Annotated in this window: 13 protein-coding genes; all 13 read right to left on the minus strand. The window is 38.5% G+C overall.

What is annotated here, in order from left to right; all coding sequences use genetic code 11:
- Window positions 1-66: 66 nt before the first annotated feature.
- Window positions 67-1,929, minus strand: coding sequence for an LTA synthase family protein (locus LG336_RS20190; RefSeq protein ID WP_404329274.1), 1,863 nt, complete (start codon window positions 1,927-1,929; stop codon window positions 67-69).
- A 235-nt stretch (window positions 1,930-2,164) separates the two neighbouring features.
- Entirely contained in the window at window positions 2,165-3,148 is a 984-nt protein-coding gene (locus LG336_RS20195) for an ROK family glucokinase (protein WP_404329275.1), read from the minus strand.
- Window positions 3,149-3,157: 9 nt separating this feature from the next.
- Window positions 3,158-3,370: a YqgQ family protein gene (locus tag LG336_RS20200; RefSeq protein WP_404329276.1), complete on the minus strand. Its 213-nt coding sequence runs from the start codon at window positions 3,368-3,370 to the stop codon at window positions 3,158-3,160.
- Between the two features lie 96 nt (window positions 3,371-3,466).
- A complete protein-coding gene (locus tag LG336_RS20205) occupies window positions 3,467-4,927 on the minus strand; it encodes a spore germination protein (protein WP_404329277.1) in 1,461 nt (486 codons plus the stop codon).
- 272 nt (window positions 4,928-5,199) lie between these two features.
- Window positions 5,200-6,747, minus strand: coding sequence for a rhomboid family intramembrane serine protease (locus LG336_RS20210; RefSeq protein WP_404333239.1), 1,548 nt, complete (start codon window positions 6,745-6,747; stop codon window positions 5,200-5,202).
- Between the two features lie 334 nt (window positions 6,748-7,081).
- Window positions 7,082-7,279 (minus strand): hypothetical protein, encoded by a 198-nt coding sequence (locus tag LG336_RS20215; protein ID WP_404329278.1) that lies wholly within the window; start codon window positions 7,277-7,279, stop codon window positions 7,082-7,084.
- A gap of 104 nt (window positions 7,280-7,383) precedes the next feature.
- On the minus strand, window positions 7,384-8,334 hold the full coding sequence (locus tag LG336_RS20220) for an L-lactate dehydrogenase (protein WP_404329279.1): 951 nt from the start codon (window positions 8,332-8,334) through the stop codon (window positions 7,384-7,386).
- Window positions 8,335-8,413: 79 nt separating this feature from the next.
- Window positions 8,414-9,202: a DUF92 domain-containing protein gene (locus LG336_RS20225; protein WP_404333240.1), complete on the minus strand. Its 789-nt coding sequence runs from the start codon at window positions 9,200-9,202 to the stop codon at window positions 8,414-8,416.
- Window positions 9,192-9,761 carry a 5-formyltetrahydrofolate cyclo-ligase gene (locus LG336_RS20230; RefSeq protein WP_404329280.1) on the minus strand — a complete coding sequence of 190 codons (570 nt, stop codon included), beginning with the start codon at window positions 9,759-9,761 and terminating at the stop codon, window positions 9,192-9,194. The genes LG336_RS20225 and LG336_RS20230 overlap by 11 nt, the downstream gene beginning before the upstream one ends.
- A gap of 114 nt (window positions 9,762-9,875) precedes the next feature.
- Window positions 9,876-10,025 (minus strand): 50S ribosomal protein L33, encoded by a 150-nt coding sequence (gene rpmG, locus LG336_RS20235; protein ID WP_090740981.1) that lies wholly within the window; start codon window positions 10,023-10,025, stop codon window positions 9,876-9,878.
- An 82-nt stretch (window positions 10,026-10,107) separates the two neighbouring features.
- Window positions 10,108-10,767 carry a phosphate signaling complex protein PhoU gene (gene phoU / locus LG336_RS20240; RefSeq protein WP_404329281.1) on the minus strand — a complete coding sequence of 220 codons (660 nt, stop codon included), beginning with the start codon at window positions 10,765-10,767 and terminating at the stop codon, window positions 10,108-10,110.
- A gap of 76 nt (window positions 10,768-10,843) precedes the next feature.
- Window positions 10,844-11,629 (minus strand): phosphate ABC transporter ATP-binding protein PstB, encoded by a 786-nt coding sequence (gene pstB / locus LG336_RS20245; protein WP_404333241.1) that lies wholly within the window; start codon window positions 11,627-11,629, stop codon window positions 10,844-10,846.
- A gap of 63 nt (window positions 11,630-11,692) precedes the next feature.
- The gene (gene pstA / locus LG336_RS20250; RefSeq protein WP_404329282.1) at window positions 11,693-12,577 is read right to left on the minus strand and encodes a phosphate ABC transporter permease PstA; all 885 of its coding nucleotides are present in this window, start codon (window positions 12,575-12,577) and stop codon (window positions 11,693-11,695) included.

The following is a 12,577-nucleotide window of genomic DNA, read 5'->3' on the forward strand; positions in this document are numbered from 1 at the left end:
TGTTTCAGACTTTTTAAAAAACCCACGCTTTTTTTGCGTAGGTTTTAGGCTGAACACATTATATGGTTAATTTGTTCGAAGCGGTTGTCCATAAAATCTGAGAAGGTCACCATAAATAATTTGATCAGAGTATCCTAGTTCAGTTTTAGCTTTTTCCAGATAAGGATTACACAAGGCCTTTTCTACCTGCTCGCCAGTTTTACTACTATAGCATGTATTTCTTGTAAATAGATAGTCTTTAGTGATAAAACTGCCGTCACGAAGCACAGCAATATCCATTCTTTCTTGACTAAATAAATCAGAACCAAACTGCATATCTGCCTTAGTCTCAATTCCTAGAAGGTGAAGGATTGTGGGTTTTAAATCAATTTGCCCACCTATTGAAGAAAGTGTGTGCCCCTTCATCCCAGGAATATGAACAATTAATGGAACTCGTTGAAGTTGCGTACTCACATATGGTGTAATGTCCTCTGCAAGGAACTCTTCCATTGCTTTATTGTGGTTCTCTGAAATCCCATAATGGTCTCCGTACAGGATGATGATGGAGTTTTCATATAATCCGACACTTTTTAATTCATTAATGAAGGTTTTAAGTGCCTCATCTAAATAGCGAACAGTTAAAAAATATTGATTAACCGTTTTATCGTTTGAAGTAAAGGGTTTAACATAGCGGTCCTGCTCATCTAATTCAAACGGGAAATGGTTTGTCAGCGTAATGAACTTTGCATAGAAGGGCTTAGGGACATCTTTTAAATGCTGCACTGACTGTTGAAAAAAGTCTATATCTTTCAATCCCCAACCAACAGAATTTTCCTTGCTAATCTCATAATCGGAATAGGAGAAAAAACGGTCATAGCCAAGCGATTTGTACATAATATCCCGATTCCAAAAACTTTTATTGTTCGCATGTAACGAAGCCGTATAATAGCCATGATTGTCAAGAACTTCAGGGATTGCGTGATATTCATTTGCTGAGTGTGTAAAAAATACCGCCCCTCTACTTAAAGGATACAAAGAATTATCAACAATAAATTCAGAGTCAGACGTTTTTCCTTGTCCTGTTTGATGATAGAAATGGTCGAAATAAAAACTATCCTCTATAAACTCATTCAAAAATGGAGTTATTTCTTCATCGTTTACCTTTGCATTGATGACAAAGTTTTGCACGGATTCCATTGAAATCAGAATAACATTTTTATTTTGGGCTATTCCAAACAACTCTTTTTTTGGTGGGATATAATTTGCACGTACATAGTTTTCAATATCTGCTAATTTGCTGCCATCAGCTAACGCACGCTGTGCAGAAGATTTGGATTGGAGAAAAATATCGTAAATATGGTAATGATAGGTACCAATATTTTTCACTAGAATCTCCCGGTCAAAGGTCCTAGTTAGCAACTGTGGGCGCTCTGACTCCGCTAAGCCAAGATTAAAAAAGGTCATCGCTAAAGATAATAGCATAAATGCTCGCTGTTGTAAGGTAGTAAAACCCAAGTTATTCACTGGCCTAGCACGAAACTTTATAAGATAGAAGAGCAAAAAGCAATCACTAAAGTAAAGCAAATCTGTGATGGTGATTAATTCAGTAACACTACTCCCCAAATCACTCATATTGCTAGTCTGAAAAAGAACTGGAACCGTCAGAAAGTCATTAAAAAACCTGTAGTAAACGACATTAGCATATAATATCAATGAAATGATAAGACTTGTGGCGACAATGTAACCTGTCCGATTCTTTGGATTAATCCAAAAGCTTATCCCAAAGATAAGCATTAGGAAGCTTAGCGGATTTATAAATAAAATGATTTCTTGTGTGTAGTTTTCAATATTGATATCAAAGCTAGTTTTATAGACAATATATGTCTTAATCCAAAGTAGGAAGACTGCCATTGTGACGAATGAGATATTCATACTCCCTTTCATTTTCATACGGGCTACCTCCTGTTAAAACGAACAGCGATGGAACTTTTTCCTATACAGAATACAAAGACCATCCTAAATGCTTATTATGAAAAAGCAAACTCACTTTTATTCTTCCCACTTTCATTTTATTATTTATATCCTTTATTATTCCTGTTATGAATATGGACACATTCCTATTTACTAACTAGAGCAGAGTTATTCGCATAAAAAATGTGCCCATTATAGAATGGACACGTTTTTGTTAATTAATTGTTTTTGGGGCTTTATTTTTCACAATCCAGGCAGCTCCGATAACTCCTGCATCATTCCCTAATGTTGCAAGGGCAATTTCGGTTGATTTTGCAACTCTCGGAAAAGAGTATTGTAAAAAGTTTTCTTTAACCGGGTCAAGTAACACAGAACCAGCCTTAGATACCCCTCCACCTAGAACTATTTTTTCAGGATTTAAGGTATTCGCGATGTTAGCAAGGGCTAATCCAAGCTGAAAAGAGACTTCTTTTATAACATTTTTAGCAATTTCGTCTCCTTCTCTTGCTGTATCAAATATGTCTTTCGCAGTTACTTGTCCTACTTGACGGAATATTGAGCCTAGTGCTCCCTGTTGATCAGCCTTTTTCAGTCCCTCCACTGCTAAACGAACAATTCCAGTAGCTGAAGCAATTGTTTCAAGGCAGCCACTTTTACCACAATTACAAGGTGCTCCACCTTCTGCAACTGAAGTGATATGACCCAATTCCCCAGCTGCACCACTTTTTCCGTGGACAATATCCCCATTGGTAATCACTCCACCGCCAACCCCTGTTCCAAGGGTTACACATACAATATCTTTGGCGCCGTTCCCGGCCCCTTTCCACATTTCTCCTAAGGCAGCACAGTTCGCATCATTATCAACAACGACTGGTAATGAGGTTTCCACTTCGAGCAAATCTTGTAATGGATACTCATCCCTCCATCCAAGATTAACAGCCTCGTAAATCCCACCGGTATTTAGATTTACTGGGCCAGGTGCACCTATCCCAATTCCTAGAACATTGCTTTTAGAACGCCCGAGTTCATCGAGTTTACCATCAATTGCTTTTGCAATATCTGTAGTAATATTCTTGCCTTCATTTGATACATCCGTCGGTATTTCCCACTTATGTAGAATTTCTCCATAAAAGTTGAAAAAAGCAATTTTCGTTGTGGTACCACCTAAATCCACACCGATAAGCCATTTTTCCGCCATCTCTCTCACCTAGTTTCTGCTTTTCTTTTTTTCTCTTTCCAGTCTAATCTCATGTCTTAACAGCATAATAGCAGACTGAAATTCAGCTGTTTCAATTAATTGTGAGCTATAGAGTTCTTTAATTTCAGTTTCCATTAGCTCAAGGTCTGCGATTCTGTCTCCAACATAGATATAAGATCCAAACCTTTTTAATAATTGCTGGATATCATAGATTGTCTTCAATGTAATCCCTCATATGTGAATAAATTTACATTAAATAAGTATAATCGATACCAGCAGGCTTCTCAAGTAGGAAACATTTATGACATACCGAAGTTTTTACCTATCTGGGTCTTTTGGATGCATTACTTGTGGGCGCTTATTCTTTAATGGCATAGGTGCACGCACGATTACATCGCGGAAGGCCCTGAAGTTAAATGGAATAAATGGCCACAAATATGGAATTCCAAAAGAATTCATCCGAACAAGGTAGATAACTAAGAGAACCGTTCCCACTACTAATCCTGGAGTAGCAAATGCAGCAGTAACTATTAGTAAGAAGATTCTTGCAAGACGATTTGCCAGACTCATCTCATAACTTGGTGTTGCAAATGTTCCAATCGCAGCAATTGAAAAATATAAAATTACTTCATTTGTCAGTAAGCCCACTTCAATGGCGACCTGTCCAATCATAAGAGCTGCAACAAGCCCCAGTGCAGTAGCGAGTGATGTTGGTGTATGAATTGCTGCCATTCTTAAGCCATCTAGACCAACTTCAATAATCATAAATTGAACAAACAGTGGAATCTGACCAGGATCATTAATTCCTATATAAGAAAATTTCTCAGGCAATAGTTCTGGATGAGACGCAAGCAAATACCAAAGTGGCAGAAGAAAGACTGATGCCCAGACTAAAATAAACCGGATCATCCTCAAATAAGCTCCTACAAGCGGTTTATTGCGATACTCTTCTGCATGCTGCATGTGATGCCAATAAGTCGTAGGTGTAATCATTACACTTGGGGATCCATCAACGATAATACAAACATGTCCTTCATATAAATGGACAGCAGCTGTGTCCGGCCTTTCCGTGTACCGCACGGTAGGAAATGGATTCCAATGCCTCCCTGAGATAAATTCTTCAACGGTTTTCTCGCCCATAGGGAGACCATCTGTATCAATTTTTGATATTGCTTCCTTTACCTTTTTAACCATTTTTGGATCAGCGATATCCTCGATATAACTCACAACAATATCTGTTTTGGACCTTCGACCTACCTGCATATACTCCATTCTTAATGTACGATCTCTAACCCTTCTTCTAGTCAGAGCAGTATTAAAAACAATCGTTTCTACATACCCGTCCCGGGCTCCTCTAACCACTCTCTCTGTGTCAGGCTCTTCCGGGCCTCTAACTGGATAAGTACGGGCATCAATTACAATGGCTTGGTTTAAGCCATCAACGAGTAGAACTGTAGGTCCAGCCAGTACCTTATCCGTTACCTCATCCAAGTCATCCGATGTTTCCACCTCAACGTATGGAATATATGTACGGAGAAGCTTGTGCAATGTATCATCCTGAAGAGTTTCTGGCTTTTGGTTAGCCAAGAATTTCATGATAAGATGCAGAATGTCGTCTTTTGCAAATCCATCTATTAAAAAGAAGGCCATTTCCTTTTCTGCATATTCTACATCGAGCTGAATTACGTCAAAACTTTTATCAACTCCCAATGACTCTTTTAAATAAGCGATATTTTCCTTGATATCTGCTTGAACAGGATGTTTTATTTTTTGCTCCATAATCCACCTCGAAAATCTTCTCTCTGAAATATTTATTAATCCATTATTTTCCTAATCACTTTCCCATCATTGCCACACCAAAAAAAAATCATACTCAGGGAATGTAAGTAAGCAAAAAAATTAGTTTTTAAATAGACAGTAATTGATATACTTTTTTCAGGCTTTCATATAGAAGTGGTACCAATACAGAAAAAACGGTGTAATCAGCCAATTACACCGTTTCCCGTTTCAAATATGGAATTTTATAGCCGGTCATAACTAGAACGATGTTTTTATGTGTCCGACATTTTCATATAAGATGAAATATTCTCTAGCAAGTCCTTGTATTCCTTTTTATCAGCGTTAAGCCCCAATGCATGTTCTGCATGTATTTTTGCCTCTTCAAAGGATCCTTGTTCTAAATAAACTAATGAGAGATTGTAATGAGCTTCATGAAACTTAGGATCAAGTTCAATAACCCGGAGAAGATAGGACTTGGCATTTTCTATGTTATCTCTTTTTATCTCCGTAAAAGATAGGAGAAATAAAATTTCAGGAGAGTCTCCATCCTTAGCACGATAATCATCAAGCAGTCGATAAGCCTGATCAAATTCTTCATTCTTAATATAATCCTGTGCAAGAATTAAAATAGACTGTCTATCCACTACCGAAGCAGAGTCGCTATAGCCGTATTGAAGCATCCCAACAATTAAAGCAGCCGTCGCAGCAAGGAAGATTGCTTGTGAACCTAGTCTTTTTTTTCTAGGAAAACGTAATATCCCGGCTGCAGCAAAGCCCCCCAGTAGTCCGCCAATATGACCTGCATTATCGATACCGGGAATGGTAAAGCCGAACACTAGATTAATGGCAAGAACAATAAGGATATTAAATCCTAATGATCGCATAAAAAGCCGTGGAAAGATGACCCCGAAATAGAGTAAGGCACCAAAGCAACCAAAAATAGCACCACTTGCTCCTGCAGACAAGTTTGCACTAAATAAAAAACTGGCTAAAACTCCAGCAAACCCAGCAAATAGATATAGGAATAAAAATCGAACATTCCCATATATACGTTCGACCATGGGACCCAAATAGTATAATGCCAATGAATTCATCACGAGGTGGAGAAAACCAATATGTAAAAACATCGGAGTAAAGAACCGCCACCACTCTCCCTCAAGGATAAGAGGGTTAAATTTAGCTCCAAAATTTATCAAAGTAGAGGAATCGGTACTCCCCCCTTTAAATTCCATTAGCAAGAAAACAATCAACTGAATTGCGATTAAGATATATGTAAAAAATGGAATGCCAGAGTGAAATATTGCTTGCTCCGCCTTCGCTCTCGTTGATGCGTCTGACAAAGCTTGTTTTCTAATATTTTGTATTTCTTCCTCAATAAAATCATTATGTAAGTCTAGGGTAACTTGCTCCCCTAATAGCTGTTTGAGTGTTTTCTGAGAACTAGATAAATTCCTACTATCAAGAACGAAGCTAGTTACTTTCACTCGACCTTTACCAGGGCTATACTTTGGTTGAGTAAGAAGATACTCATAATCATCAACAGGAGGTAAAGGCATAAAATAAAGATTAGTAATCGTTAAATGCCCTCTAACTAACTTATTCCGAACTTTACTGCCATTACCGACAACTAGCCCAATATCTCGTTGTAGCAAATGGCTCCAATCTAAGCTTGTGCAAAGGAGCCTATATATTTGCGAGCTCTTATTTTCTACTTTTTCTAACCAAATCTCCTGTCGATCTTTAGATATTTGTAAAATCCTATAATGTTCATTAACAATTAGGAGGTTCGCTGTTTTCCAAAATAGATACTCCGCAGTCATGTTCAATTTTGTCTCACTCTCCCCTCAATTTTATGACTGTATCACTATACTATTATAAACGAATCCTCTAGAGGACAGGTAGGCAGACAAAGAAAATGGTGTTTTCGTAAAAATTATTGTTAAAATTGTAAAAATCTTAAAGCCGATTTTTACTACCTAAAGCCGATTTTAACGCAAGCTAAGCTATTTGGTACGTTATAGTAAGTTTGCAAGCTCTTTTCCCATTATTTAAAAGCTATTATGAATTGAAACAAAGCTTAACCCTTTCTATTTTGAGTCCAAAAGCAACAAAGTTTGAGAAAAGAGCCAAGAAAAAAAGACCCTAAAGGCCTTTTTACCTGATTTCTGATGGACCGGAAAAAACAGATTGGAAAATCTTCTGGCGAATACCAGGGATCCCCATAAGAGAGCTTACCGCAAATCGTCTAAGGATTGTGTTGCCTAAAACCCTGTTCATCAACCTATAACGATTTTGGTATACAAAATACCCCGTGATACTTAACAGAAAGACCGATAACAGTTTATTCAGCATATACATCCCTCCATCTATATTTTGTAGCAATTTAGAGGCTTTTATCCAACTAGATGTGACAGAAAAAAAATAAACCGCCTAAAGGGAATAGGCGGCAACTTGATTTAGGATGGAAAGACAGATTCTTTTATTTTCTTTAAAACATTTGCAGAGTGACTGAATTTCTCATTTTCTTCCTCAGACAATGAAAGCTCTAATACTTCCCGAATACCATTCCTATTTACGATAGCAGGGACACCAATATAGAGGTCCTTGTGATTGTACTCTCCATCAATATACGCTGATACGGTCAAAATAGAATTTTCATTTTGTAAGATAGCTTTTGTTAATCGGACGAGCCCCATTGCAATCCCATAGTATGTTGCTCCTTTACGCTCAATGATATGGTAAGCAGCATCCCGAACATTTATAAAAATTTGTTCAAGATCTTCCAGATTATACTGCTCCTGTTCATCAATAATCGTTTTAATCGGCTTGCCACCTATGTCTGCATGGCTCCAAACTGGTAGTTCTGTATCTCCGTGCTCGCCAATAATATAAGCGTGAACGTTTCGGGTATCAATATCGAAATAATCGCCTAAGAGGAAACGAAAACGAGCTGTATCAAGAATGGTCCCCGAGCCAATTACGCGTTCTTTCGGTAACCCCGAAAATTTCCAAACTGCGTAGGTTAGAATATCAACTGGGTTCGTTGCAACGATAAATATTCCATCGAATCCACTTGCCATTACTTCCTCTACGATTCCCTTGAAAATTTTCGTATTTTTCTCAACCAGATCGAGTCTTGTTTCTCCAGGTTTTTGGTTTGCGCCCGCACAAATGACAACAATATCCGCATGTTGGCACTCATCGTATCCTCCGTACCATATTTTCGTAGGAGCTGGAGCAAATGGCATCCCATGATTTAAATCCATCGCATCCCCTTCAGATTTCTCCCTATTTAAATCGATCAGAACAAGCTCTTCTGCCACCCCTTGGTTTAACATGGCAAACGAATAGCTTGATCCTACAAATCCGGTACCTATTAAAACAACCCGATTTACACGTTTTTTCATTTCTAGTCCCCCTTAATCATTGCATATTTTTTAATTTCCCCTATTTCGAGACTTTCATTTGCTTAGTGAACATATTAATTTAATACCCACTAAAGAAGACTAACCCCAATACGACAGCACTCAAACTTGAAATAAAATTAACGGTGTCATTCCGTATCCAGCTACGCCCTTTACACAGCACAGCTTCCTCATGACAATGAATTGGCTTTTCAATATGTAAACCACACTTTGAACAAATGTACTCCGCCTGCAGATAGGCACCCAAAATGGTATCAATAAGCATCCCTAAAAAGCCAAAGAGAAGAATGGCAAAGAAGATTTCGAAGCTTAGTTGAAAGAGTAAGGTTGCGACCACAGCTAACAGCAGACTCCCAACAAACCCAGCTATTGTCCCCCAAAAAGATACAGCTCCAGATGTACCCGTAGCAACTCTTTTTAAGCCTCTAATTGAGATTGGGGGACGTCTACTCATCGTTCCTAGTTCTGAAGCCCACGTATCTGAATTGGCACTTGCAAGCGATATTCCCAATGCGAGGATAAAGAGTGGAGTCGGCCAAATAAAGGCGGCTAAGCCGAAAGCCGCTGCGAGCCCACCATTTGCTAGCACTTGGACCCAATCCCGAGTTGACCCCTTTTCATGAATATCTACCAATGAACTTTTTTTCTTCCTATTCAGTTTTGATAACACGCTCGAACTAATAAAAAAAGTTCCAAGTAATACGATGCCTTCGATTCCAAACCCAAGTGCTATACAACATCCAACAAAGATGGCCATAATCGCCCCTGAAAGGGTAAGCATTCTAGATTTCCATGCCAATACTGCTCCAATTACAATAAAGGCAAAGACCCCTATGTAATCAGCATTCACAAACAATCACTTCCTCTTCCGTGATAATCTTGGATACCGGAAGATCGTGGGATTCAACCGGGAGCTTCGCCACCAACTGTTGGGTAAAAGCTAAACTAATCGTTTGTGCTTTATTTTCCCCTAAGTAACGATCATAATAACCGCCCCCAAACCCAAGCCTGAACCCCTTTCTTGTAAAAGCTAACCCTGGAACAATAAGTAAATCTAAATCATCAGAGGTGACTTCCTTTGTCATTGAAACGATCGGTTCATAAAGACCTGAGTATACCATTTCAAGCTCAGAAAACCTTGTAAAGGTGCGAAATACAAGTTCTCTCGTTCGTGGATTACATTTTGGAATGGCTACCTGTTTTCCCAGTTCCCATGCTTTTCGGATTATCTGCAAGGTATCGACCTCTGGTGCCCTAGAGATTGTAATACCTATTGACTTAGCCTCCAGCCAATCTTCGTCCTTAAACAGTTGACCAGCTATACGATACGAGAGATCCTCATATAGTGGAAAGCTAAGTTTCTCTAGGTTACTTTTCATTGAAATTCGAAGTTGTTTCTTCTCCTCCACTTATAAACCTCCTTTATATTATTTTATATGTAATTAGTAATGGTTTACTAGGATGATGGACAACGAATTTAGATCTGAATATAAAAAAAGCAGTCGGGATAATTCCCGCTGCTCTTATTTTGTTTCACGATGTGCAGTTGCACGCTTTTCTCTTGGGCAATATTTTTTAAGCTCAAGACGATCTGGGTTATTACGTTTATTTTTTTTAGAAATATAGTTACGGTCTCCGCACTCTGTGCACGCTAACGTAATATTTACACGCATATTTTTTCCCTCCAAACATACCTGTTTCGTTCATACGACTTTTCTATAATAGCACTTTTCACACGGAAATGCTAGTGGGTTTTTAATTATTTAAATCATAACGTTTCCCCTTAACCTGATAGAAAACATTTTCGGCTATATTCGTAGTATGGTCAGCCGCTCTTTCCAGGTAACGGCATATAAACAAGAGCTGAGTAATTTGGGAAGATTGGTTCGAATGGGTTACATTTAGCTGTAATAAATCCCTTATTGTCTGCCCGTATAAATCATCTACTTCATCATCCATCTCCGCAATTTTTCTCGCTTTGGTTAAATCTCCTTCCCCAAAAGCCTCCAAGGAAAGTGATAGCATTGTTAATGTTAATCTATGCATTTGCTTGATATGCTCAATAGGCTTTACAAGAGGCTCTCTCCCAATTCGAATCGCCGACTTCGCAATGTTTACCGCAAAATCAGCAATACGTTCAATGTCATTTGCAATTTTAATAGCCACAATAATCCGTCGCAGGTCAACGGCAACTGGAGACTGTTTAGCTATTAGTAGAATGGCAAAATCATTGATTTCCTCCTCGAGAATATTAACCCGTGCATCATCGTCCATAATTTTTAATGCTAATTCTATATCCCCGTTTTCTAGAGCTTCCAATGACTTTGTTAACGCACTTGAAGCCAGATTCCCAAGTGCTATCAATTTTTGTTGCAACTGGTTTAATTCTTCTTCGAACTTTTCTCTTACAACCATCTTTATAAGCTCCCTTCAATTATACTTTTTTCTATTCTGTAAACATTTGATTTTGTTGTATAACAAGGTAAGCGTATTAACCAAACCGACCAGTAATATAATCTTCCGTCCGTTTATCAGATGGATTAGAAAAAATCTTGTCTGTACCTGCAAACTCAACCACTTCACCGCTTAGGAAGAAAGCTGTTTTATCAGAAATCCGAGCAGCTTGCTGCATATTATGTGTGACAATAATAATACTAAAATCCTTCTTTAACTCTTGCACAAGTTCCTCTACCTTCAGTGTAGAAATAGGATCAAGTGCTGAGGTTGGTTCGTCCATTAAAATAACATCTGGCTCAATCGCCAATGCCCGAGCAATACACAAACGTTGTTGTTGGCCTCCAGATAGGCCATAAGCATTTTCGTTGAGTCGGTCTTTTACTTCGTCCCAGATAGCGGCGCCTTTTAAACTTTTCTCAACAATTTCATCCAGGGTTTTCTTATCGCGGATTCCGTGAATTTTAGGACCGTACGCTACATTCTCATAAATAGACTTTGGAAATGGATTAGGTTTTTGGAAAACCATGCCTACTTTTGTTCGTAAATCCTCTACTTTATAGGAGTGATTAAGGATATTTTTTTCACGATACAGGATTTCACCGGAAATCCGAACAACCGGAATCATTTCGACCATTCTGTTTAACGTTTTGATATAGGTGGATTTCCCACACCCTGATGGTCCAATAATCGCGGTAACTTCATTTTCATAGATAGAGAGATTAATATTCTTTAATGCGTGATCATCACCATACCAAAGATTTAAATCCTTTGTATCATAAACAACCTTTTTCGACGTCACGGTTTTTGTAGCCTCCTCCATGGATGTAACCACTTGAATCTGTTTGTTTTCAGCTAATACCGGCATGATTGTAAACCTCCTAGATTAAAATCTTTGTTGGAACTTATTGCGAATATAAATGGCCACTGAATTCATAAGGAACAAGACAACCAATAAAATCACAATGGTAGCAGCTGCTAAATTGGCATACTCTGCAACCAGTGCGGAATCAAGTGTCCAGTAATAAATTTGAACAGGGAGAATCGTAAACTTGTCAAAAATTCCATCTGGCAGGGGAATTAATAACGCTGGAATCCCAATAACAACAAGTGGTGCCGTTTCACCGATTGCCCGCGAAAGAGCTAAAATTGTCCCAGTCAATATTCCTGGCAGTGAAGCTGGTAACACTACGTTTTTAATTGTTTGCCATTTTGTTGCTCCCATTCCGTAAGATGCTTCTCTCAAAAAGCCAGGCACAGCACGTATCGCTTCTTGAGCAGATACCACAACTACTGGAAGAACAAGAAGTGCCATCGTTAATCCACCTGCTAGAACGATGTTCCCTAGGTCTAGTCCTCTAACAAACACGGTCAAACCAAGGAGACCAAAAACGACAGATGGAACTCCAGCTAGGTTTGAGATATTGGTTTGAATGATCGATTGTAACTTGCCTTTTTTTGCATATTCTTCTAAATAGATAGCTGTACCAATTCCAAGGATCATCGTGACAGGGGCAACCACCAGCATTAGCCAAAAGGTTCCGAGAATGGCTCCCATGATACCGGCCTTTTCAGCGTCTGTTGATAATTTATTGCTTAGAAAGTCAAAATCAATCCAAGCTGATCCATCTCTGATGACTCGATAAATAAGGATAATCAATACTAATAGTCCAAAGAGTGTCGCGAGCATAAAAAAGAGTTTCGCAAGCTTATTTCGGAGTAATCGTAATCCCATTTTTTTCTGAACTAAGTTGTTATCAATATACTTCAT

Source organism: Mesobacillus maritimus, assembly GCF_044803185.1.
Classification (GTDB): Bacteria; Bacillota; Bacilli; order Bacillales; family Cytobacillaceae; genus Mesobacillus_B; species Mesobacillus_B maritimus_B.